Annotated in this window: 23 protein-coding genes; 14 read left to right on the forward strand and 9 right to left on the reverse strand. The window is 70.3% G+C overall.

Annotated elements, in window-relative coordinates; translation table 11 throughout:
• Window positions 1–166: 166 nt before the first annotated feature.
• Window positions 167–784 carry a mycofactocin system transcriptional regulator MftR gene (gene mftR / locus ABT009_RS34630; RefSeq protein ID WP_351304206.1) on the forward strand — a complete coding sequence of 206 codons (618 nt, stop codon included), beginning with the start codon at window positions 167–169 and terminating at the stop codon, window positions 782–784.
• On the opposite strand, the gene mftF is transcribed toward mftR, so the two are convergent.
• From mftF to mftA, 6 genes are all read right to left on the reverse strand, one after another.
• Window positions 759–2,225 carry a mycofactocin biosynthesis glycosyltransferase MftF gene (mftF, locus tag ABT009_RS34635; RefSeq protein WP_351304209.1) on the reverse strand — a complete coding sequence of 489 codons (1,467 nt, stop codon included), beginning with the start codon at window positions 2,223–2,225 and terminating at the stop codon, window positions 759–761. The two genes, mftR and mftF, sit on opposite strands and share 26 nt — an antisense overlap.
• Complete coding sequence (gene mftE / locus ABT009_RS34640; RefSeq protein ID WP_351304212.1) at window positions 2,222–3,022, reverse strand: mycofactocin biosynthesis peptidyl-dipeptidase MftE; 801 nt, start codon at window positions 3,020–3,022, stop codon at window positions 2,222–2,224. The genes mftF and mftE overlap by 4 nt, the downstream gene beginning before the upstream one ends.
• 3 nt (window positions 3,023–3,025) lie before the next feature.
• A complete protein-coding gene (mftD, locus tag ABT009_RS34645) occupies window positions 3,026–4,210 on the reverse strand; it encodes a pre-mycofactocin synthase MftD (RefSeq protein ID WP_351304215.1) in 1,185 nt (394 codons plus the stop codon).
• A 93-nt stretch (window positions 4,211–4,303) separates the two neighbouring features.
• Window positions 4,304–5,554 (reverse strand): mycofactocin radical SAM maturase, encoded by a 1,251-nt coding sequence (gene mftC / locus ABT009_RS34650; RefSeq protein WP_351304218.1) that lies wholly within the window; start codon window positions 5,552–5,554, stop codon window positions 4,304–4,306.
• Window positions 5,551–5,832: a mycofactocin biosynthesis chaperone MftB gene (gene mftB, locus ABT009_RS34655; protein ID WP_351304221.1), complete on the reverse strand. Its 282-nt coding sequence runs from the start codon at window positions 5,830–5,832 to the stop codon at window positions 5,551–5,553. Before mftB ends, mftC begins: the two co-directional genes overlap by 4 nt.
• Window positions 5,833–5,841: 9 nt before the next feature.
• Entirely contained in the window at window positions 5,842–5,970 is a 129-nt protein-coding gene (gene mftA / locus ABT009_RS34660; protein ID WP_351304224.1) for a mycofactocin precursor MftA, read from the reverse strand.
• Window positions 5,971–6,263: 293 nt separating this feature from the next.
• Between mftA and mftG the strand changes: the two genes are divergently transcribed.
• On the forward strand, window positions 6,264–7,823 hold the full coding sequence (gene mftG / locus ABT009_RS34665; protein WP_351304226.1) for a mycofactocin dehydrogenase MftG: 1,560 nt from the start codon (window positions 6,264–6,266) through the stop codon (window positions 7,821–7,823).
• A 7-nt stretch (window positions 7,824–7,830) separates the two neighbouring features.
• On the opposite strand, the gene ABT009_RS34670 is transcribed toward mftG, so the two are convergent.
• Window positions 7,831–8,895 (reverse strand): enoyl-CoA hydratase/isomerase family protein, encoded by a 1,065-nt coding sequence (locus tag ABT009_RS34670; protein ID WP_351304229.1) that lies wholly within the window; start codon window positions 8,893–8,895, stop codon window positions 7,831–7,833.
• Window positions 8,896–8,990: 95 nt separating this feature from the next.
• Here ABT009_RS34670 and ABT009_RS34675 point away from each other — a divergent pair, with 95 nt between their 5' ends.
• From ABT009_RS34675 to ABT009_RS34700, 6 genes are all read left to right on the forward strand, one after another.
• Window positions 8,991–10,238 carry a CoA transferase gene (locus ABT009_RS34675; protein ID WP_351304232.1) on the forward strand — a complete coding sequence of 416 codons (1,248 nt, stop codon included), beginning with the start codon at window positions 8,991–8,993 and terminating at the stop codon, window positions 10,236–10,238.
• Complete coding sequence (locus tag ABT009_RS34680; RefSeq protein ID WP_351304234.1) at window positions 10,235–11,647, forward strand: amidohydrolase family protein; 1,413 nt, start codon at window positions 10,235–10,237, stop codon at window positions 11,645–11,647. The genes ABT009_RS34675 and ABT009_RS34680 overlap by 4 nt, the downstream gene beginning before the upstream one ends.
• A 138-nt stretch (window positions 11,648–11,785) precedes the next feature.
• Window positions 11,786–12,964, forward strand: coding sequence for an amidohydrolase family protein (locus ABT009_RS34685; RefSeq protein WP_351304237.1), 1,179 nt, complete (start codon window positions 11,786–11,788; stop codon window positions 12,962–12,964).
• 162 nt (window positions 12,965–13,126) lie between these two features.
• On the forward strand, window positions 13,127–14,434 hold the full coding sequence (locus ABT009_RS34690; protein ID WP_351304239.1) for a cytochrome P450: 1,308 nt from the start codon (window positions 13,127–13,129) through the stop codon (window positions 14,432–14,434).
• On the forward strand, window positions 14,431–14,619 hold the full coding sequence (locus ABT009_RS34695; protein ID WP_351304242.1) for a ferredoxin: 189 nt from the start codon (window positions 14,431–14,433) through the stop codon (window positions 14,617–14,619). The genes ABT009_RS34690 and ABT009_RS34695 overlap by 4 nt, the downstream gene beginning before the upstream one ends.
• 20 nt (window positions 14,620–14,639) lie before the next feature.
• Window positions 14,640–15,623, forward strand: coding sequence for an LLM class flavin-dependent oxidoreductase (locus ABT009_RS34700; RefSeq protein WP_351304245.1), 984 nt, complete (start codon window positions 14,640–14,642; stop codon window positions 15,621–15,623).
• A 24-nt stretch (window positions 15,624–15,647) separates the two neighbouring features.
• Here ABT009_RS34700 and ABT009_RS34705 read toward each other — a convergent pair whose 3' ends face one another.
• Window positions 15,648–16,331: a TetR/AcrR family transcriptional regulator gene (locus tag ABT009_RS34705; protein WP_351304248.1), complete on the reverse strand. Its 684-nt coding sequence runs from the start codon at window positions 16,329–16,331 to the stop codon at window positions 15,648–15,650.
• A 224-nt stretch (window positions 16,332–16,555) separates the two neighbouring features.
• On the opposite strand from ABT009_RS34705, the gene ABT009_RS34710 reads away from it, so the two are divergent.
• From ABT009_RS34710 to ABT009_RS34730, 5 genes are all read left to right on the forward strand, one after another.
• Window positions 16,556–17,554: an acyl-CoA dehydrogenase family protein gene (locus tag ABT009_RS34710; protein ID WP_351304251.1), complete on the forward strand. Its 999-nt coding sequence runs from the start codon at window positions 16,556–16,558 to the stop codon at window positions 17,552–17,554.
• A complete protein-coding gene (locus ABT009_RS34715) occupies window positions 17,538–18,713 on the forward strand; it encodes an acyl-CoA dehydrogenase family protein (protein ID WP_351304254.1) in 1,176 nt (391 codons plus the stop codon). The genes ABT009_RS34710 and ABT009_RS34715 overlap by 17 nt, the downstream gene beginning before the upstream one ends.
• 9 nt (window positions 18,714–18,722) lie before the next feature.
• A complete protein-coding gene (locus ABT009_RS34720) occupies window positions 18,723–19,505 on the forward strand; it encodes an enoyl-CoA hydratase (protein ID WP_351304257.1) in 783 nt (260 codons plus the stop codon).
• Window positions 19,506–19,627: 122 nt separating this feature from the next.
• Complete coding sequence (locus ABT009_RS34725; RefSeq protein WP_351304259.1) at window positions 19,628–20,236, forward strand: TetR/AcrR family transcriptional regulator; 609 nt, start codon at window positions 19,628–19,630, stop codon at window positions 20,234–20,236.
• A gap of 62 nt (window positions 20,237–20,298) precedes the next feature.
• A complete protein-coding gene (locus tag ABT009_RS34730; RefSeq protein WP_351304261.1) occupies window positions 20,299–20,742 on the forward strand; it encodes a hypothetical protein in 444 nt (147 codons plus the stop codon).
• A 79-nt stretch (window positions 20,743–20,821) separates the two neighbouring features.
• Here the strand turns inward: ABT009_RS34730 and ABT009_RS34735 are convergent, their stop codons facing one another.
• Window positions 20,822–21,685 carry an LLM class F420-dependent oxidoreductase gene (locus ABT009_RS34735; protein ID WP_351304264.1) on the reverse strand — a complete coding sequence of 288 codons (864 nt, stop codon included), beginning with the start codon at window positions 21,683–21,685 and terminating at the stop codon, window positions 20,822–20,824.
• Between the two features lie 142 nt (window positions 21,686–21,827).
• On the opposite strand from ABT009_RS34735, the gene ABT009_RS34740 reads away from it, so the two are divergent.
• On the forward strand, window positions 21,828–23,114 hold the full coding sequence (locus ABT009_RS34740) for an aromatic ring-hydroxylating oxygenase subunit alpha (protein WP_351304267.1): 1,287 nt from the start codon (window positions 21,828–21,830) through the stop codon (window positions 23,112–23,114).
• Window positions 23,115–23,116 lie beyond the last annotated feature (2 nt).

The raw sequence follows: 23,116 nt of genomic DNA on the forward strand, positions 1-23,116 counted from the left end.
CCTCCCAGGCCCTTGAGACACTGGGGGAGTGCGCGAAACATACCGAAGGTCAGACCAAAGCTGTAGAGGGTGGGTGCGTAGGCACGGGGCATTCGCGCCGTCGCGCCGCGTATCTTGTTGGGGCCGCGCCGCATCCCGCGACCGTCCCCGGGGGAAAGGAGTCCGTGTGGAGCCCTCTTCGAGCAGCCTGATCGCCGGAGTGCCGGCCAGGAGCGGGCGTCCGCGTGCCACCTCGCGGGCCGATCTGGAGCGGATCGGCTTCGAGCTGTTCGGCCGCCAAGGATTCGACGAGACCACCGTCGACGACATCGCCAGTGCGGCCGGCATCGCCCGGCGCACCTTCTTCCGCTACTTCTCGTCGAAGAACGACCTGGTGTGGGGCGACTTCGAGCACCAACTGGCCAGGTTGCGCGAGCTGTTGAACGCGGCAGAGCCGAGCAGTCCCGTCATGGACGCGCTGCGGGAGGCCGTCGTCGAGTTCAACCGGTACGACGTCACCGAGGTGCCGTGGCACCGGCAGCGCATGGAACTCATCCTGACCGTGCCCACCCTCCAGGCCGACGCCACCCTGCGGTACGCGTCATGGCGCGCGATCATCACCGAGTTCGTGGCGAAGCGCATGGGTCTGTCGCCGTCCGAGGTATTGCCCCGGCTCTTCGGTCACACCCTGCTCGCTGCTGCGATCGCCGCGTACGAACACTGGCTGGCAGAGGACGAAGCCCAGTTGGGCGACCTGCTCGACGTGGCGATCCGGCAGGTCACCGACGGTCTGGGCAAGGTTTAGCCGGACGGCGGGGGTGCCGCTCTTGTGTCCTGGCCGTCAGGACGATGCGGGGGCGGAGGGCGGCCGTGGAGCGGCCTTTGAGGGCGGAGATCCAGACGCCGGTGCCGTAGGCGAGGTCGTCGAGACGGCGGGCGATGCCGTAGCGGACGGGGTCCAGGCGGGTTTGGCCGCCGCGGTACTCGAGGGTGATGTCGGTGATGGCCGCCAGCGCCGTGGCGCGGCGCATGCGGCGGGAGGCCAGGCAGCCGATGGCGGCGAGCGGCCACCAGTGGCGGGTGAGCAGCGCCGATCCCTGGGCGAGGGCGGAGACGGCCCCGTCGGCGGTCAGCCGGGCCGCCTGGCGGATCGGCTGCTCGGTGGCGTCCAGCTTGCGGGCGATGCGGGCGGTGGCGACGGCCCAGATGGTTCCGGCGAGGGGGAGGGACCAGCGGCGTTGGGCGAGCAGGGTGAGGAGGAGCGCGGCGTTCCACGGGGCCAGCACGGCGGGGGCGATGTTGTGCGGGTGGCGTTGGGCGAGGGGGTGGGCGCCGGTGCCGTAGACGGCCTTGCGTGTGAACCAGTCGCCGAGGCGGACCCGGTGTTCGTGGGCGGCTTCGACGGATGGTTCGTACCGGATGCGCCAGCCCTTCTCGACCAGGCGCCAGCACATGTCTACGTCTTCGCCCACGCGCATGCGGTCGTCGAATCCGCCGGCGTCGGTGAGGATGTCGGTCCGGGCGACCACGCAGGCGCTGGGGACCCAGGACACGGGTGTGCCGGGTCGTACGGCGGCCGGCTGTGCCCCGAGGTCGAGCGATGACCGGGTGCTTTCGTAGCGGCCGAGCCAGCCGGCGGACTGGGTGGTGGCCAGGCCGGTGATCCTCGGCACGGCCATGGCGACGCGGGGATCGGCGAAGTGCCGCAGCAGGGTGGGCACCGTGTCGGGCGACAGCACGATGTCGGAGTCGCAGAAGGCCACGTAGGGCGTGGTGACCAGGTGCAGTCCGGCGTTGCGGGCACCTGCCGGTCCGAGGTTGACGGTGAGCGGGACCAGCTTCGCGCCGTGCTGTGCGGCGACGGCGATGATCGGGTCGGGGCGGCGTGAGGCGTCGTCCACGACGATGACGGGGCTGTCTGAGGGGATGGTGGCGAGGAGGCGGGCGAGTTCGCGGGGGCGGTCGCGTACCGGGATGACGTACGTGCAGCGCGCGTCGTCCCCGCTGCCTGGTGCAGGTGGCAGGGATTGGATGGCTGGGTGGGCCAGGCCGGTCTCCAGCAGGCGGTCGGCGAGGACTGCGCTTGCGGCGTCCCGCACGCGTACCGTGCGCCCGGTCAGCAGCGGTCTTGCCCGGGGGCTCAGTTTGAGCAGGCGGGTGGGCTGGCCGCCGAGGAGGGCCCGGCCGCGGTCGAGGACACGGGTGTGCCGGTCGAGGGTGACCACGAAGCCGTGGGGGAGTGTCATGGGCGCGCAGCTCCGTTGAACGACAGTGGTGCGGGATTGCGGGTGGTTGACGGTGCAGGAGTACGGCCCGGGTCGATCAGACGGCCGCGGGCGGTCGTGCGGCCTGCTGTGATGCGGCGTACGGCGGCGGACACCATCGACTCCAGCGAGGCGCTGCCCTCATCGGCGGTGGCACCGGTCGGGTCGCCGAGCACTCCGGAGGGGGAGACCGCGCATACGCCGCGGGCCATCAGTTCCGGCATGATGGCGGCGAGAGGGCGGGTATCGCCGGGCATGGCTTCGGACAGACGGACATCGCCGGGTGCCAGGTGCAGCATCAGGGAGGTCTCCGCGCGACCGGCGTGCGCGTCGCCGCCGGCTATCTCGCAGCCGAGCCACGACACGTCGTGGCCTTCGTCGCGGAGTTGGCCGACGGCCGCGTCGAGCGTGGGCACGTTGCCGCCGTGGCCGTTGACGAAGACGATGCGGCCGGCCCACAGCGACAGCGACCGCACGGTCTCCACCAGGAGGATGCGCAGCGCCTCGTGCCCGATGGAGACCGTGCCGGGGAAGCCCGCGTGCTCGCCGCTGGCGCCGTAGGTGATGACCGGCGCCAGCAGCACCGGACGATCCGCCGTCGCGAGCTGACTGACCGTCAACTGGGCTACGGCGGAGGCGATGACACTGTCCGTGTTCAGCGGCAGGTGCGGCCCGTGTTGCTCGGTCGAGCCGACGGGAACGAGTACCATCGCATTGTCCGGGACGGCCGGCCACACCGAGCGCGCCACCTCCAGCCTGCCAGTCGGCACCGACGACATGCGCTAGCCCACCGGACCGGCGGTACGGGTGAAGCCGTCCGGGATGACCAGGTCGTCCGGCGACAGCTCGTGGACCGAGGAGTGCCCGAGGCCCAGTACGGCCGAGTCGAGCCCTCCGCGCAGGATGTCCAGGACGTTCTCCACGCCCGCCTGCCCGTTGGCGGCCAGGCCCCACAGGTAGGCGCGGCCGATCAGGACCGCTCGCGCGCCCAGGGCGAGGGCCTTGGCGACGTCACCGCCGCGCCGGATGCCGCCGTCGAGCAGGACCTCGATCTCGTCGCCGACCGCCTCGACGATCGCGGGCAGCAGCCGGATCGTGGCGGGCGTGGTGTCCAGGTTGTTGCCCCCGTGGTTGGACACCGAGATGCCGGACACGCCGGCGTCGACGGCCCGCTTGGCGTCGTCGACCCGGGACACACCCTTGAGCAGGAACGGGCGATCGCCCCACTCCTCACGCATCCACTTGACGTCCTCCCAGGTGGGCGGCGCGGTCTGCATCCACTCGCCATAGGCGCCGAAGAACGTGGGCGCCTCGCCGCCCGGCGGCTGGAGGTTGGGGACGGTCAGGTCCGGTATCCGTCCCGACTTGGCGAACGCCCACAGCCAGCGCGGGTGCGGCAGGACGTCGGGTGCGAACCTGACCATCGTCCTGACGTCGATCTTGTCCGGGATCGGCGGGCTGCCCCAGTCGCGGCCGTGGGAGAAAGACCAGTCCAGGGTGGCGATCAGCGCCTTGGCGCCCGCGGCCCGGGCACGCTCCATGCGCTGCACCATGGAGTCCCGGGTGCCGGTCCAGTACATCTGGTAGAAGGTGTTCGGATTGGCCTCGGTGACCTCTTCCACCGGCTTGCTGGCGAAGGAACTCAGGCCCATGATCACGCCTCGGTTCGCCGCCGCTCGGGCCACGGCCACCTCCCCGTCCGGATGGACGGCCTGCACGCCGGTTGGCGAGATCACCACCGGGAACGCGGACTCCACCCCCAGCACGGTCGTGGTCAGATCCCGCTGCGCGTGATGGCCGACCACGTGCGGGGCGAAGCCGAGTTCGGCGAAGGCGCCAGTGTTGTCGTCGATCGTGCGGCCCCGTTCCGAGCCGGCCACGAGGGAGCCGTAGACAGTGCTCGGCAGGTACTTCTTGGCGCGGCGCTGAGCCTCCGCGACGGTCTCGAACCAGGGATTCCTGACCATGTGCGGCTCTCTCTGTGAGGTCCTTGCAGCGGCCTGCTTGCTGCTTGCGAGTGGGGAACGTGATGCGCGACGCATGCGGAATGGGGCGTCGCGTTACGTGAAGCTCGTCCCGGCCAACGGGTCCTCGGCGCAGGCACTGACCGGCGGGCGGTCGAGGTCCGGTCGGCGCGTCAGCACCAGGTCCACAGGGCCGGGTCGCCGCGCGGGCGCGGTCCGGTGCGAGTGGTCGCCGGACGGCTTCGGGATGTGACCGCTGCCCTCCGGACGCTGGGCCAGCAGCTGCTCGCCGTACCCCTGCACGCATTCGGGGTCAGGGCCGTCCAGCGGCAGCCCGGTGAAGAACTTCGCCGCCATGCAGCCGCCCTTGCACGTGTCGTAGAACGTGCAGGACGCGCACGCGCCACCGGACTGCGGCTCACGCAGGCCGCGGAACAGCTCCGACTCCCGCCATACGCGGGCGAAGCCGCCAGGCCGGCGAACGTTCCCCGCGAGGAACTCGTCGTGGATCGCGAACGGGCACGCGTACACATCCCCGACCGGGTCGATCAGACACACCACACGCCCGGCCCCGCACAGGTTCAGGCCCGGCAACGCCTTCCCGTACGCGGACAGGTGGAAGAAGGAGTCGCCCGTGAGCACCTGCTCGCCATGGGCCACCAGCCAGTCGTACAGCTGGCGTTGCTGCTCCGGCAGCGGGTGCAGTTCGTCCCACACATCCGCGCCGCGCCCGGAAGGACGCAGCCGCGTCAGCCGCAGCTGCGCGCCGTAGCGGTCGGCGATGGCCTTGAACTCGTCCATCTGCGGGATGTTGTGCCGGGTGCACACGACGGAGAGCTTGAAGTTCTTCATCCCGGCGTCGGCCAGGTTGCCCATCGCGCGCAGTGCGGTGTCGTACGAACCGGGCCCGCGCACGGCGTCGTTGACCTCGGCCGTCGCCCCGTCCAGCGAGATCTGCACGTCCACGTAGTCGTTGCGGGCGAGCCGCTGGGCGACCTCCGTGGTGATCCGGACACCGTTGGTGGAGAACTTGACCCCTACGTGGTGTGCGGTGGCGTAGTCGAGCAGTTCCCAGAAGTCGGGGCGGACTGTGGGCTCGCCGCCACCGATGTTGACGTAGAAGACCTGCATGGCCTCCAGCTCGTCGATGACGGCCTTGGCCTCGGCGGTGGTGAGCTCGCGCGGGTCGCGGCGGCCGGAGCTGGAAAGGCAGTGTGTGCAGGAGAGGTTGCAGGCGTAGGTGAGTTCCCAGGTCAGGCAGATCGGGGCGTCGAGGCCGTACTCGAAGAGGTCCACCAGGCGCGAGGTGCCCGGCGCGGGCCTCGATATTTCCGGAGTTGTGGTCATGAGCTCGGGGTCCTTTCGACGACCATCGACGACTGCGCGAGCGCGGCCAGGGCCTGCTCGTACCGGGGCAGATCCCCGTCGTCGACGCCGACGGCCGAGCAGGCCGCCCGCGCGGTGGGCGCCGTCGCCAGCGCCTGGACGACCGCGAGCAGCCTGCGGTCCTTGAGGAAGGAGAGCTTGCGGGTACCGAAGTGGTACAGCAGCGCACCGAAGGGTTCCGGCCGTACCGAGACCTGCGGGTGCAGGTCCCAGGCACGGTCCAGGTTCAGGGCGGTCACGTGGGCGGCCTAGTACACGCCGCACATGCCGTCGATCGAGACCTCCTCGATCAAGGCGTCGGCCTCGATGAGGGCATCGGGCGACGTGACCTCGTCGGTGTGGTTCGGCTCGGTCTCTGCGGAGTTGACCTCGTTCACGCGTTCCTCCTTGTGAGTACGGGCGTACGGGTGCAGGCCGGCGGACAAAGCTGCGTGCGCACCGCCCGATGACGCGTGGAACCGACGTGGAGCAGGGCGGTGGAAAGTGCCTGGAGATCACGAACATCGCTGACCGCACCGTGCAAACACCGCGAGAGTATTGGCATGGAGTGTCAAAAGAAAAGGGGGCGGTCGTCATCAATTCAACTGGAGCCGATCGGAGGCTCGTCGTGCGAGAGTCTGTTCATGGACCGGATCCACAACTGCTCCTGCATCGCTGCGGTACGTCTCCGGTGAGCAGCCGACCCGATGTCGTGGTGGTCGGCGCCGGTGCCGCCGGTGCGGCGCTCGCGGCGCGGCTGACGGACGATCCCGACCGGAGCGTGCTGCTGCTGGACGACGGACCAATTCCCCATCACAGCACCGGATTTGACCCTGGCCTGCTGGATGCCCGACTGGTTCCGGGCGCGCAGCCGAACCATCCCGCCACGACCGGGTACGCAGTCCGTCTCACGCCGGAGCGGCCGTGGACGGTGCCCCGCGGACGCATTCTCGGCGGCTCGACCACCGTCAACGGCGGCTACTTCGTGCGGGCCCGGCGGGAGGACTTCGACCGCTGGGCCGCCGCGGGCAATCCCGTCTGGGCCTACGACAGAGTCCTGCCCCTGCTGCGCGCACTGGAGACAGACATCGACTTCGGGCCGAGCGAACTCCACGGCGGCCAGGGGCCGATGCGGATCCGGCGCAGCCGCCCGGAGCATCCGGCCGCCGCGGCCTTCCGCGACGCCGCCCACGCACTCGGCTTCCCCGCCGACCCCGACAAGAACGACCAGGCACCGCCCGGCTTCGGCCCCGTCCCCTCCAACTCGATCGACGGGGTGCGCCGCAACACCGGGATCAGCTATCTACCATCCGAGGTTCTCGACCGCCCCAACCTCACCGTCCTCGGCGGCTGGAGAGCCCGCCGGATCGTCGTCGAGTACGGCCGGGCCACCGGCGTCGTCGTCGAACGCGACGGCCACCGCTCCACCCTCGACGCCGGCAGCGTCGTGCTCAGCGCCGGCGCGTTCGCCACGCCCCACCTGCTGCAGCTCTCCGGAATCGGACCGCGCGCCGACCTCGAACGACTCGGCATACCCGTCGTCCGGGACGCCCCCGCCGTCGGCAGCCGCTTCAGCGACCACCCCCAAGTCGTCCTGGACTGGACGCCGCGCGAGGACCTGGGCGAACCGGCCGACTCCTGGCTCGGCGGATGCCTCCACCTCGGCTCCACGGGAGGCAAGCCCGGCGATCCGGGGGATCTGGAGATCCTCCAGTCCCTGGTCCCCATGGCCGGGCTCGTAGGCGGTGCCGTAAGCGTCCCCGGTGCCCCGCTGTCATTCCTCGTATCCGCCCAAACACCGCGGCCGACCGGCCGCCTGCGCATCCAGTCCGCCGACCCCGCCACACCACCGAGCATCGACTACGGCTACCTGAGCAGCCCCGACGACTACCGACGCCTGCGCGAAGGCGTACGCGTGACCGCGGCCCTGCTCGACACCCCGCCCCTCGCCGACATCTCCCACGGCCTCCTCGATCCCGGCCCCGAGGTCCTCGGCGACGACCGTGCCCTCGACCGCTGGATCGGCGACCACCTCGGTACCGCCCAGCACACCTGCGGCACCGTCCCGATGGGGCCCGCGGACGATCTCGAGCACGCCGCCGTCGACCAGTTCGGTCGCGTTCACGGGGTGCGGGGACTGCGCGTCGCGGACACTTCGATCCTCCCGGACACGCCCCACCGCGGACCCGCGGCGACGGCAGTGCTCATCGGCGAGCTCGTCGCCGACGCGATCCGGCGTGAGCTTTCCTGACTGATCGTTACGCGAGAAGGGTGTCGACAAGTCCCCAGTCGAGAGCGGTCGGGGCATCCAGACCGGTGCCCGTGATCGCGAGGTACAGGGTCCGCCAGCGGCCGATGCGGCGCGCGATGCTGACCGTGCCGCCGGCGCCGGGGATCAGGCCCATGCCGACTTCGGGGAGCCGGAAGGTCGTGCCTGGTGCGGCGAGGACTGTCCCGGCGAACGCGGGCAGTTCGATGCCGGAGCCCACGCACGTGCCGTGCACCCGCACCTGCATCCGGTCGCGCAGTTCGTGGATCAGCCGGCCGGCGCCGGCGCGAGTCCGCACGAGGTGGCCGGTGACGGGGTCGGGGGTGGTGCCGAACTCGTCGAGGTCTCCTCCCGAGCAGAACGCCGGTCCCGCGCCGCTGAGCACCACGCGGGAGACGGAGTCGTCGAGTACGGCGAGGTTCAGGGCATCGACCAGCCCGTCTCTCATCCGCCGGTCGTAGGCGTTGCGCCGCGCCGGGTGGTTGAGGGTCACCTCCAGAACGTTCCCGTGGCGGGCGACCAGCACGGGCTCCGGCACGGAGGGAGGCAGGGGGCGCGGCCCGCGCGCGGTGAGCCATTGCTGGAACTCCCCTCCTCCCAGCAGTGTGGAGTACGCCAGCGACTCCGCATCCAGGGCTTCGCGCACCGGAAGCATCTCCGTCGAGCGCAGGAGTTCGGCCAGCACGAGCGCGGCCTGGGGATTCGCCGCCACCGCGACCGCGAGCCCGTCCAGCGCGGCGGCCGGATCGGGCACAGGGACGAAGGGGCGGCCGCTCGACTCCGATCCCTGATCGACCAGGGTCATGTCGAGTGCGGCCGCCAGCGTTTCGGCCCCGGCCGGCACCCTTGCCCCAGTGGCACCTGTGACGCCGACGAGCAGCCGGTCGCACGTACGGGCGCGGCGGATCGCAGCATCAAGTACCGAGGGGGCGGCGGGTTCGTCGAGGTCGACGGCCATCAGCGGTACGACCGGCCGGGCCGTCATATCGAGTACGGGGGTGTGCGCCGCGCCGGCCGCCAGCTGCGGCGGGCTGATCAGGGGCACGGAAGGCATGGACGAGCACGCTCCTTCGAGGTCACGGCCGGCGACCGCGAGTGTATCGTCGGCCTCGTGCTCACCGTCATGTCAGGTTCGGGCTGGTAAGCGGCATGACCATCACCGGCGACCCATTGGCTGACTGGGCGTCCAGCGGTGTCGCCGCGCTCACCGGGCGCCCGGACGGACCGCCGCTCGTACCGCCCGGGCGCGCGGCGTCCCGGGCCCGCGAGCTGTCCGGCCGTATCTTCGCGCTGACCGCCGGCACTGCCGCGCCGATCCGCGTGGACGGCGCCGAACTGCTCGCCGAACGGGCCGCGTTCACGGGTCACTCCCGGCGCGGCCGGACCTCCGCGGGCGGTGCCTGCCGGTTGCTGCCCACCGCCGACGGCTGGGCGGCGGTGTCGTGCGCGCGCCCCGACGACCTGGTGCTGCTCGGCGCCCTGGTCGGCGCCGAGCTGACCGGTGACCCCTGGGCTGCTGTCGCGTCCTGGCTGAGCACCCACAGCGGCGCCGAACTGGCGGAGCGGGCCACGCTCCTCGGCCTCACCGCCGCTCCGGTCATCCCGCGTACCGCTGCTCATCCCGCTCCGCCGCCGGTCCCGCTGGCGCCCCGGCCCGTCGACGGTCTGCTCGTGGTCGACTTCAGCGCGCTGTGGGCCGGGCCGCTCTGCGCCCACCTGCTCGGTCTCGCCGGTGCTCGCGTGGTCAAGGTGGAGACACCGACGCGTCCGGACGGAGCCCGCCGCGGCAACCCCGGCTTCTACCGGTTGCTGCACGCCGAGCACGAGTCCGTCGTCCTCGATCCCGACACCCCGTCAGGCCGCCGTGCGCTGGCCGCGCTCGTCGACGCCGCCGACATCGTCATCGAAGCATCCCGCCCCCGCGCACTGGCCCGCTTCGGCCTCGACGCGCACGCCGCGGTGGCCGCCGGCACCACCTGGATCTCCATCACCGCCGCCGGGCGCGCGAGCGACCGGGTCGGGTTCGGCGACGACGTCGCAGCGGGCGCCGGCCTGGTCGCCCGCGAACCCGACGGCACCCCGCTCTTCTGCGGCGACGCCATAGCCGACCCGCTCACCGGCCTCATCGCCGCCGCCCTGGCGTTCACCGCCCCCGTCGACGGCACCGGCATCCTGCACGACGTCGCCATGACCGACGTCGTCGCCGCCACACTGGACGACGAACCGCCCGAGCCCGCGACCGCGGCCCGCCCCAACGGCGCGGGTTGGGCGGTCGAGACCGCCGACGGACGGGTCCCCGTCGCGGAACCCCGTCGGCGACAACCCGCCGGGGACGCGCCCCTCATGGGTGAGCACACCACCGAGGTGCTGCAAGGTCTAGGGATCCCGGCACCATGACCCACGTTCTCAGCATCGACACCCTGCTGCTTCGCGACGCCGAGCTCGACGACGGCCGCCGCGCCGACGTCCGTATCGCCGCCGGACGGATCGCGGAGATCGCCCCGGCCCTGCCACGGCGCTTCGGGGAGGAAACCGTCGACTGTGGCGGCGGCGCTCTGCTGCCCGGACTGGCCGACCATCATCTGCACCTGCACGCCCTCGCCGCCCAACAGCACTCGGTCCGCTGCGGGCCGCCCGCTGTACGCGACCGTGCCAGCCTCGGCGCGGCGCTCGCCGCAGCGACCCCCGACGAACACGGCTGGATCCGCGGCACCGGCTACCACGAGACCGTCGCAGGCGACCTCGACGCGGCCGCGCTGGACGGCATCCACACCCATCACCCCGTACGCATCCAGCACCGCAGCGGCGCGCTTTGGATGCTCAACACGACGGCCGCGACCGCGCTCGCCCTCGCCGACGGCGACCATCCCGGCATCGAACGGAACGCGGACGGCACACCGACCGGCCGACTGTGGCGTGCCGACGACTGGCTGCGCACCCGTCTCCCGCGCACCCGCCCGCCCGGACTCGCGGACATCGGCCAGGAGCTCGCCCGGCTGGGCATCACCAGGGTCACCGACGCCACCCCTGATCTCGCCCCCGATGCCCTCGCAGCCATCACCGCCGACATGGAAAGCGGGGCGCTGCCCCAGCGCGTCCACCTTCTGGGTGCCGCGCTCGGCACCTCGCTTGACGGCTCCTCAACGCGCCGCCCCACAGTCGGCCCGTACAAGATCGTCCTCGCCGACTCCGGGCTGCCCACCCTCGACGACCTCGTCGAACGTATCCGCGCGGCGCATGCCGACGGTCGCGGCGTGGCCGTGCACGCCGTGACCCGTGAGGCGCTCGTACTGCTGCTCGTGGCACTGCGCGAGGCAGGCCCAAGGCCCGGCGACCGCATCGAACACGCGGCCCTCGTCCCAGGCGAGTTGATCGACGACATCGCCGCACTCGGGCTGCGCGTCGTGACCCAGCCAGGTTTCCTGGCCGACCGCGGCGACGCCTACGCCCGGGACGTCCCCGCCGACGATCACGCGGACCTGTACCGCTGCCGGTCGCTCACCGACGCCGGCATCCCGCTGGGCCTGTCCTCCGACGCTCCGTACGGGCCGCTCGACCCATGGGCCGTCATCGCTGCCGCAGCGCAGCGCACAACCCCCCTCGGCAGTGTCCTCACGCCCGACGAGACGCTCACGCCGGCCGCCGCCCTCGACTCCTACCTCAGTCCCCTCACCGATCCCGGCGGACCACCCCGGCGCGTCCGCAGCGGGGAGCCCGCCGACCTGGTCCTGCTGCACACCGGGCGCGCCACGGCACTGGCCGGCCCCACGTCGGCCCTTGTCCGGATGACCCTCGTGGGCGCCTGACCGCTCAAGGAGGCTGCCCGAGGATGACGACCTCCCGCGGGCGGTCAGCAACGAGGTCCAACGTTCCCGCTGCACCGAGACATTGCGGTAGAGCGCATATGGAGAATAGGCTTCTCGTATCGAGCAAAGGAGGATCTCATGCCGTCGCGCGTGCTGCCGTATCCGCTGTTCGACGCGGACAACCACCTGTACGAGACCGAGGAGTCGCTGACCAAGTACCTGCCCAAGGAGTACCGAGACGCGATCCAGTACGTGCAGGTGAACGGCCGTACCAAGATCGCGGTCCGCGGTCAGATCAGCGATTACATCCCCAATCCCACCTTCGAGGTGGTCGCCCGTCCCGGCGCGATGGAGGACTACTTCCGCAACGGCAACCCCGAGGGCAAGAGCCGCAGGGAGATCTTCGGCGAGCCGATGCGGTCCGTTCCCGCGTTCCGTGAACCCGGGCCGCGCCTGGAGCTGATGGACGAACTGGGCATCAACAGGACCCTGATGTTCCCCACGCTGGCCAGCCTCGTCGAAGAGCGCATGCGCGACGATCCGGGGCTGATCCACGTGGTCGTCCACGCGCTCAACCAGTGGCTGCACGAGACCTGGTCGTTCAACTACAAGGAGCGCATCTTCACGGTCCCGGTGATCAGCCTCCCCATTGTCGAGAAGGCGATCGAGGAGCTCGACTGGTGCGTCGAGCGCGGTGCCCGGGCGATCCTGGTCCGGCCGGCTCCCGTTCCCGGGCTCCGCGGCCCGCGGTCCTTCGCGCTGCCCGAGTTCGACCCGTTCTGGAAGCGCGTCGTCGAGCACGACGTCCTGGTCACCATGCACTCGTCGGACAGCGGCTATTCCCGGTACACCAGCGAGTGGGAAGGCGCCGACCAGGAGATGCTGCCGTTCAAGACCAACACCTTCCGGATGGTCGGTGAGTGGCGGCCCGTCCAGGACGCGGTGGCGTCGTGGGTGTGCCACGGTGCGCTGTTCCGCTTCCCCGAGCTGAAGATCGCGGTCATCGAGAACGGCTCCAGCTGGGTGGCGCCGTTGCTGGAGACCCTGGCCGACGTCTATAAGAAGGCGCCGGAGGGCTTCGGCGGCGACCCGGTGGAGGCAGTCAAGCGCAACATCCACGTCAGCCCGTTCTGGGAGGAGGACCTGGGCGAGCTGGCCGATCTCATCGGCATCGACCGGGTGCTGTTCGGTTCGGACTACCCGCACCCCGAGGGCCTGGCGGAGCCGACGAGTTACCTCGAAGCGATCAAACACATGAGCGAGGAGCACCAGGCCAAGATCATGGGTGGCAACCTGGCCAGGCTGCTGTCCGTGTGACGTGGAGGACCGTCCCGGGGACGGTCTTGAGTGCACGCGACCGCTTCGGCGGCGCCGAAGCGGTCGTCGACGGGCCCCTGCAGCTCGTCGACCGAGACGAGGCCGAACTGCACCGTGTCACCGAGCCGCAGCCGTGACCATGCCGAAGGGAACGTACGAACAGTGAAGGACTACGAGTCGGCCGACTTCTTCCGGGACGAGGGCCTCATCGAGGACCCCTACCCGTACTTCGACGCCCTGCGTGCGCAGTGCCCCGTGCAGCGGGAGAACCACCATGACGTGGTGATGGTGACGGGATACGAGGAGGCCGTGCAGATCTACAACGACACCGACACGTTCTCCGCGTGCAACTCGGTGACCGGCCCCTTCCCCGGCTTCCCCGTGCCGCTCGAGGGCGACGACGTGAGCGAGCTGATCGAGCAGCACCGCGACGAGCTCCCGATGAGCGACCAGCTGCCCACGCTCGACCCGCCGGTCCACACGGACCACCGCGCGCTGCTGATGCGCCTGATCACACCGAAGCGGCTCAAGGAGAACGAGGCGGCCATGTGGCACCTCGCCGACGGCCTCCTCGACGACTTCCTCACCGGCCGGGAAGGCGAGTTCATCCACGGATTCGCGGGACCCTTCACCATGCTCGTCATCGCCGACCTCCTCGGCGTACCGGAGGAGGACCGGGCAGAGGTCGCCGAGGAGCTGCGACACGGACCGCCCGCCGGCGCGGCTATGGGCAGCACCGGCGAGGGCACGATGGCGCACTCGCCCCTGGAGCACCTGTACGAGCGGGTCGCGCGCTACATCGAGGAACGTCGTCGGGAACCACGCCAAGACGTCCTCTCGGGCCTCGCCGCCGCGACGTTCCCCGACGGCCGGCTGCCCGAGGTCGCCGACGTGGTACGCGTCGCCGCCAACCTCTTCGCGGCAGGTCAGGAGACGACCGTTCGCCTTCTCGGTACGGCGCTCAAGCTGATCGCCGAACGTCCCGACATCCAGCGTCAGTTGCGCGCCGAGCGTGACCGCATCCCCGCCTTCGTGGAGGAGGTGCTGCGCATCGAGAGCCCCGTCAAGGGAGACTTCCGGTTGTCCAAGGTCCCGACGACGGTGGGCGGCGTCGACCTCCCGGCCGGTACCACGGTGATGGTGCTCAACGGGGCCGCCAACCGCGACCCGCGCCAGTTCGAATGCCCCGCGGATTTCGACCTCGGGCGTTCGAACGTCCGCCGCCACCTCGCCTTCGGCCGTGGCGTCCACACCTGCCCGGGCGCGCCCCTGGCCCGGGCGGAGGCGCGGGTGGCCATCGAGCGGCTCCTCGACCGCACCAGCGACATCCGCCTCGCGGAGACGAAGCACGGCCCCGAGGACGCCCGCCGCTACCGCTATGTCCCGACCTTCATGCTGCGCGGACTGACCCGTCTCTTCCTGGAGTTCACGCTCGCCGACGCCCCTGCCGCGGACGGAGCCGCCCGATGAAGGTCACCGTCGACGACGAACGCTGCCGCGGGCACGGGGTGTGCTGCGTGGCCTGCCCCGAGGTGTTCGTCCTGACCGACGACGGCTACACCGTGGTGGAGACACCCGAGGTGCCCGCCGAATTCGAGGAGGCGGTGCGCACCGCCGCCGCGTCCTGTCCCGAACGCGCCATCACCACGAGCTGAGAACCGATTCGGGATGCCGAATGGCTGACATCGAGCTGTCCTGCGGGCTCCCGCCCGGCCCCGGCTTCGCTGAACTGGCAGCCCTGGCCGAGCAGTTGGGCTACACCAGGGTGTGGATCTACGACTCGGCGCCGCTATGGGAGGACCCGTTCGTCCACCTGGCCCTCGCCGCCCGGCGGACGACCCACATCGGTCTGGCCACTGCCGTTCTCGTCCCCGAGGAACGGTCGGTGATGGCCATGGCGTCCGCGATCGCCACCCTCGCCCGTCTGTCCGGCGGGCGCTTCAGGGCCTGCTTCGGCACGGGCTTCACCTCTCGTCTGGCGATGGGGCGGCGGCCGATGACCCTGGCGGCGCTCCGCGAGTACGTCACAGCCCTGCGGGGACTGCTGGACGGTGACACGGCGACGGTGGACGGGCAGCTGGCCCGCATGCTGCATGCCCAGGGCCTGGCCGAGGCCCGCCCGATCAAGGTGCCGCTGTGGCTGAGCGTCTTCGGTCCGCGCGGTGCCAAGCTGGCCGCCGAGGCGGCCGACGGCGTCATCGGGCCGCCGCACCCCGGCCTGCCGACGGCGACGATCGTGTCCGGCACGGTGCTCGACAAGGGCGAGGATCCGGGCTCGGACCGGGTACGGGAGGCGATCGGGCCGTGGCGTGTCGTCGACTGGCACACCGCGTACGCGAACGGCGGCGCGGGGGCTGTCGACGCCATGCCCGGCGGCCGCGCATGGCGGGAGGCTCTGGAGGCGCTCGTCCTGCCGTCCGAACGCCATCTGCTGACCTTCGAGGGTCACGTCACCCATCTCACCGACCGCGATCGCGCGCTCCTCGAGCACATCGACCTGCGGGCCATGGTCGGCGACGAGGCCCGCGTCGGCAGGCAGCTCGAGCGGCTCGCCGACGCGGGTTTCCGTGAGGTCGTCTACACGCCGACCGGGCCCGACGCCGCCCGCGAACTGAGCGCCTTCGCTGCCGCTCACCGGGCCTCGGGCGCGGTCACCTGACCTTGCGGGAAGGCGTCACCGCCCTCACCGGGTGTGGGCGAACCCGCTGGAGCAGAAGTCCCAGATCTCCTCGGCGGTGATCGGGTGGGCGCTGCCGTCGTCGGAGGCGGCGCCGCTGGACTGGGCGTTGAACATGACGGTCTGCATGGTCATGGCGGCCAGGCGGCGGGGCTTGGCGCCGGGGCGCAGTCGGCCGGCGGTTTCGGCCTCTGTCATCAGCTCGGTGAACAGGGTGAGCAGCGGCGCGTGGGCGACCTTCACCTCCGCGGGGTGGGAGACAAGCAACCTCGGGGCGAAATCGGTGAACAGCGGGCGCTGCGCGGTCGGGTCGGGGCGCGAAAGCTCGAACAGCAGCTGGACGGCGACCTTGACGCGGTCCAGCGGATCGGACTGGCCGGAGGCGGCGGCGCGGATCTGGTCGGCCGTCCTGTTCATGGCGTCTTCGAACAGGGCGAGCAACAGCTCGTGCTTGCCGTCGAAGTGCTGGTAGAAGCTGCGCAGCGACTGGCGGGACCGCTCGATGACCTCCTGCACGGTGAAGTCCGTGGTGCCCTTCTCCGCCATGATCGCCTGCGCGGCACCGAGGAACCGCTCGACCCTCTGCTCGGCTCGGCGTTTCGCGGCCTGGGTGGAACGCTCGATCGCACGCTGCTTCCAGGCCGGCTCTTCGCTCGGTGTGCTCACGGGCTGACTCGTCTTCTGCGCCATGGAGAGAACATTACTGCAGTGTAGGGGGAGGCTTTTTTCGCTTCGATCGGACTTCTCCGGAGGGTAGTCGAGACTATTACTTTCACTGAGCGAGAATGTTATTCTCCCGGCTGTATGCACCGGAACTCTGGCAAGGAGGCCGTTCGTGGCTCGGGACTTCCAGACCTACCGCGAGTTCGGGCAGTTGAAGCCATCGGCCGGCGGCTTCGTCACCGGAGGCCGGGATGCTCTTTGAATTCGACCCCGACCAGCGGCTGTGGCAGGACACCATCCGGGACGCGGTCGCCAAGGAGTGCCCGCCGGCCCTCGTCCGGTCCGTGGTGGACGGCGGTGCCGATCCCGGGGCTCTCTGGCGTACCTACAACGACCTGGGCTGGACGGAGCTCACCGATCCCACCGATGCGGTCGAACTCGGAATCCTACTTGAGGAGTTGGGCAGGGCCGTCGACCCGACGCCCTATCTGGCGACGATGACGCAGTTCGCACCCCTTGCTCCCGCGGGCACCTGGTCCGGGCAGTCCGGGGCCGCCGTGTTCGGAGCGGTGGACGCCCGCCAGGACCAAGGGGGCTGGGTGCTCGAGGGCACCGCGCGACACGTGCTGGACGGCGACCGAGCCGACCGGCTGGCCGTGGTCACCGGGCAAGGCGTCTTCGTGGTGCCCGCCGAGGAGGCGACGATCGTCCGCACCGCCGTCTTCGACCCACTCCTGCACGTCGCCGACGTCACCTTCGCAGGGGTGCGGGTCACCGACGAAGCACGCGGCACGGCCGACCCGGAGCGCGCCCGCCACATCTCCCTGGCCGGCCTGGCCCTGACGATGGTCGGCGCCTGCCGCCGGATCCTTGACCTGACCATCGAGCATGTACGCACCCGCCGCCAGTTCGACGCCCTCATCGGCTCCTTCCAGGCCGTCCAGCACAAGGCGGTCGACATGCACGTGGCGATCGAGCGGGCCCGTGCCCTCGCCTACTTCGCGATGATGACGATCGCTGCCGACGATCCGCGCCGCCGTCTGGCCGCGTCCATGGCGAAGGCCGCGGCGGGGGAGTGCCAGGCCCTGGTGTTCCGGCACGGCGTGCAGCTGTTCGGTGCGATGGGGACCACCTGGGAGAACGACCTGCAGTTCGCGCTCAAGCGGGCCAAGGCGGGCGAGCTGCTGCTCGGCGGCGCGGCCGAGCACCGGGCGCTGATCGCCGAGGAGTGCCATGCGACTGACCTTTGACGACGACGTCGAGGCGTTCCGCGCCGAGTTCGCCGCGTTCCTGGAGGCCAACCTCCCCGCCGAGGCCGAGGCCGCCGAGCGGTCCCGCTCCACCGGGCACCTCCCCGAGTGGGCGAGGCGCTGGCAGCGCCTCCAGTTCGACTCGGGCTGGCTGCTCCCGGGCAATCCCCCGGAGTTCGGCGGGCGCAACGCCACCGTCGTCCAGCAGTTCGTGCACCTGCAGGAGCTGTCCCGGCGCCGTATCTTCCACAGCTTCAACCCCCAGGGCGTCGGGATCATCGCCGCCTCGCTGCTGTCCTTCGGCACCGAGGAGCAGAAGCACCGCTGGGCCGTGCCCATCCTCCGCGCGGAGATCACCGCAGCGCTCGGCATGAGCGAACCGGGTGCCGGCTCCGACCTCGCCTCCCTGCGCACCCGCGCCGTCCTGGACGGCGACCACTTCACCGTCAACGGGCAGAAGGTGTGGACCTCCGGCGCCCACGACGCCGACGTGCTGCTCACCTTCGTCCGCACCGACCCGGACGCCCCCAAGCACAAGGGGATCAGCGTGCTGCTGATCCCCACATCCACTCCCGGGGTGACGCGCCGCCCGTTCGCCGCGTACACCGGTCCCGAGGACAAGGACTTCAACGAGGTCTTCTTCGAGAACGTTCGCGTCCCCGCCGAGAATCTCGTCGGGCCGCTCAACCAGGGCTGGCGGGTGGCCAACGGCTCGCTCGGGCACGAGCGCACCCTGATGTGGCTGGGCGACGCCGAGCGGATGGGCGACCTCCTGCGGGACTTCCGCCCCTCCACGCCCCTCGACAAGGACTGGTACGCCACCCTGGTCATGGACCGGCAGGCGCTGAATCTGCTCGGCTCTGCCGCCCTGGCCCGCGCCGCCCGCGGTGAGACGGACGTCCCGGCCTTGTCCGTACTGAAAGTGCTCGGCTCGGAGGCCTCGCAGAAGGCCCTGGAGCGGGCGCTGGAGGCGGCCGGGTCCGAGGGACTGGCCCACCCGACGAACACAGCGCCGTACTACCACTTGAGCTACGACGACGCCTTCGCCAGCTGGTTCCACCGTTACGCAAGGAGCTTCGGCGGCACGATCGCCGGCGGCACGTCCGAGATCCAGCGCACCATCATCGCCGAGCGGGTGCTCGGCCTGCCCCGACGCTGAGGAGCCGCCGTGACCATCCTGTACGAGACGAAGGACCGGATCGCGACGATCACCCTGAACCGGCCCGAGGTCGCCAACGCCCAGAACGCCGAGCTCCTCGACGAACTCGACGCCGCCTGGACCCGGGCCGCCGACGACGATGACGTGAAGGTCATCGTGATGCGCGCCGAAGGAAAGCACTTCTCCGCAGGACACGACCTCAAGGGCAGCTCCCCGTCCCCTGAGAAGATCACTCTCGAGTCGATCTACTCGGCGGAGAACCGTCGCTACCTGGAGTACTGCCTGCACTGGCGGAACGTGCCGAAGCCGTCGATCGCGGCCGTCCAGGGGCGCTGTATCTCGGGTGGGCTGATGCTGTGCTGGCCCTGCGACCTGATCGTCGCCGCCGAGGACGCGCTGTTCTCCGACCCGGTGGCCATCATGGGCATCGGTGGCGTCGAATACCACGGCCACACCTGGGAGTTGGGCGCCCGGAAGGCGAAGGAGATCCTGTTCACCGGCCGCCCGCTGACCGCGGATGAGGCCGAACGCGTGGGCATGGTCAACAAGGTGGTGCCGCGTGAGGAGTTGGACGCCGAGGCGCGGGCGCTGGCCGAACAGATCGCGGCGATGCCGTCCTTCGGGCTCCGTCAGGCAAAGCGGGCGGTCAACCAGACCTTGGACGTGCAGGGTTTCCATGCCGCGATCCAGTCGATCTTCGACGTCCACCAGACCGGCCACGGCAACGCCCTGAGCGTCACCGGCTATCCGATCCTCGCGAAGCTGGACGAGATGAAGAAAAAGCTGCGATAGCTCCCAGCGCATGAGCCGCGAAGCCACCCGACGTGCGCCTCAGGTTTCGTTCGGGTGAGACCCTTGTCACGCCTGGGTAACCAACCTACTGTCGATTCAGTAGGTTGGTTGAAGGGGGCCCGGTGTCCAATCCACGGCCGTATGCCACGCTCCTGGCCAAGGGCGAGGAGCGCAGGCAGCGGATCCTGACGGTTGCTCAGCGGCTGCTGACGCGGAACGGGTGGCGCAGCATCACCCTCGGGCAGATCGCCCGTGAGGCAGGCGTCAGCCCGGCGGGCCTGCTGCATCACTTCGAGTCGAAGGAGCAGTTGCTCCATGCGGTACTCGACGCCCGCGACGCCTACGACGAGGCCAGCAGGGACATGCCGGGCGACATCATCGAGCGAATCGAAGGGCGCGCCGAGCGGTTCCGGCAGGCGCCGGATCTGGTCAGCATGTTCGCCGTGCTCCTGATCGAGAACCTCAGCCCCGACGCCCCGCTGCACGAACGCTTTCTCAACAGATACCGGTCCGCGGTCGACATCGTCGCCGAAGGGATCCGGGAGGGCCAACGCGCAGGCAAGTACGGCACCGACCTGGATCCGGCCGTCAAGGCCGTGGAGATCATCGCGTTTCTCAACGGGATGGAGACATCGTGGCTGCTCGACCCTTCGATTCCGCTGACCGAGGTGTTCCAGGGCTACGCCAGGTCCCTTGCCCGGGAGCTGGCCCCGTCGTCGGGCGATTCCTGAGGCAAAGGCTCGTCGTGGTCGCGCCGAGTACGGCCGGGGTCGTGCGGTCCGCAGGAGGATGGTTGTTCGATCAGGTGATGGCCGGGTGGGACGCCACAGTCCTCACCGCGGACCATGCCGATCCCCGGCCGCTGCGCATCCTCGGGGCCCAGGCCGCCGATCTGGAGGCCGCGTTGGCCGCGCCGGTTCTCGTGCCCGGGCCGCAGGCCATCGCGGTCGACGCGGATCTGTACGGATCCGACGCACGAGTCCGGCGTATGGTGCTGGAGGCCATCGAGGGAGGCGCGGTCGACGTCAGGCACTGGAGCGACCGGCGGTCTGCGGACCTCGACGGCGCAGGCGGTTCGGTGCACCACTGCTTGAGCGTGGCCGCACGCGCGTTCAAGACTCAGGCCCTGGCCGCGGTCGGCGCCCCGACCGGGTCGATCGACGTCACCGAGGTGTTCCGCAGCGGCGAACTGCCCCACCGGCCAGGAACATCTGCCCCCGAACCTGCGGTGTTGTGAACCATCCTCATGTCCGGCCGGACCCCGGTCGTCGGTCGGTGGGGGAGCGCGCTTCGGCGGCGACCGGCTGACTGGGAGGTCAGTGCAGGATCCCGGCGAGGCGGCGCAGGGAGTCGGACGGCAGATCGACCATGCTGTGATCGCCGATGAGCTGCACCACCACGTGGTCCGCGCCCGCTGTGTGGAAGGCGTCGATCCGGGCCCGGATCCGCTTCTCGTCACCCCAGGCGAACAGGGCGTCGACCAGGCGGTCGCTGCCGCCCCCGGTCAGGTCGTCCTCCGTGAAGCCGCCGCGCAGCCAGTTGTTGGTGTAATTGGCGAGCTTGAGGTAGCGCTCCAGAGCGGCCCGGGCCAGTTGTCGTGCGCGCTCCGGGTCGGACTCCAGCACGACGCCCAGCTCGGGGGCGAGCAGCGGGCCGTCGCCCAGCAGCTCCCGGGCCCCGGCCACCTGCTCGGCGGTGGCGAGGTACGGCAGCGCGCCGGCCGCCCGGTCCCGGGACAGCCCCAGCATCTTGGGGCCGAGGGCCGCCAGCACCCGGCGCCCGGCGGGCACCGGAGTCCCGCTGTCCGTGTCGTCCAGCGCGTCGAGAAACCCGGTCATGGCGGCGTATGGACGCTTGTACCCGGCGGTCCTCTGCGGGTGGCCGACGCCCAGGCCGAGCAGGAACCGCCCGGGGTGAGCCGCTTCCAGCGCCGCGCACCGTGCGGCGGTCGGCGCGGCCTCGTGCCGCCAGATGCTCTGGATGGCGGTGCCCACCACGGCCTTGGAGGTGGCGGCGATGACCGGAGCGACATCGTCGACAGTGGCGTTGGCGAGCCAGATCGCACCGAAGCCGAGTTCCTCCAGTTCCGCGGCCGTCTCGTCGCGGGCTGTCGGGGGCTGGTGGACCAGGGCGCTGAAGATGCCGTAGCGGCCGATGTCCGGTGTGCTCGTGCCGTCCATCGAGAAGGCCCTCCCGGTCGGTGGATGTCCGCCTGATCAAGTGGCTTGCGGGTTGACGATCGCTCTCCGGCGAGAATAGCATTCTCTCAATGAGATATCGGTGTTACCGTAGGCTCTGTACAACCGACTGGAGGGCAGATCCATGGCGCACTTCCCCAAGCCCGATGAGGGCAGTTGGACCGAGCACCTCAAGATCGGCACGGAGCCGCTCTCGTTCGAGGACTCGATTTCGCCGGAGTTCTACGAGCTGGAGCGTGACGCGGTATTCCGCCGGACGTGGCTGAACGTCGGCCGGGTCGAACAGCTGCCGAAGAAGGGCAGCTTCTTCACCAAGGAGCTGGACGCGGCGGGCGCATCGGTGATCGTCGCGCGGGGCTCGGACGGCGAAGTGCGCGCGTTCCACAACGTGTGCCGGCACCGCGGCAACAAGCTGGTGTGGAACGAATTCCCGCGCGAGGAGACCAGCGGTGTCTGCAGGCAGTTCACCTGCAAGTACCACGCCTGGCGCTACGACCTCGAGGGCAAGCTGACCTACGTCCAGCAGGAGGGCGAGTTCTTCAACCTCGACAAGTCCGACTACGGGCTGATCGGGATCCACACGGAGGTGTGGGAGGGATTCATCTTCGTCAACCTCGATCCGGAGAACAAGACGCCGCTGCGCGAGTTCCTAGGCAAGTTCGCGGCCGGCATCGAGGGCTACCCGTTCGACAAGCTGACGCAGGTGCACAAGTACCGCGCCGAGATCGGCAGCAACTGGAAGCTGTTCATCGACGCCTTCGCCGAGTTCTACCACGCACCGATCCTGCACGGCGGGCAGTACATGGCCGAGGAGCGGCGCAAGATCCAGAAGTACGGCTACGAGGCACTCGCCTACGACGTGGACGGACCCCACGGGATGGTGTCGTCCTGGGGCGGCATCGCGCCGCCGCACGACCAGAAGATGGTCAAGCCGATCGAGCGGGCCCTGCGCAGCGGGCTCTTCGGCCCTTGGGACGCGCCCGACATCGGCATGGCCGCGGAGGATCTGCCGCCGGCCGTCAACCCGACCCGGGACCCGCGCTGGGGCATGGACTCCTTCGTCTTCTTCCCGAACTTCATGCTGCTGATCTGGCGGCCGAACTGGGTGCTCACGTACCACTACTGGCCGACCTCGTACAACACCCACATCTTTGAGGGGACGTGCTACTTCGTCCCGCCGAAGAACGCCTTCCAGCGTCTGCAGCAGGAGCTCGCCGCCGTCTCGTTCAAGGAGTACGGCCTCCAGGACGGCAACACCCTCGAGGCGACGCAGACCATGCTGGAGTCGCGGGCGGTGACGGACTTCCCGCTCAACGACCAGGAGGTCCTGCTGCGTCACCTGCACAACACCACGTATCAGTACGTGCGCGACCACCAGCAGCGGAAGTCCCGGACGCCGGCCGCTTCCTGATC

Origin of the sequence: Streptomyces sp. NPDC002896, assembly GCF_040295225.1 — a bacterium.
In the GTDB taxonomy this organism is placed as follows: Bacteria; Actinomycetota; Actinomycetes; order Streptomycetales; family Streptomycetaceae; genus Streptomyces.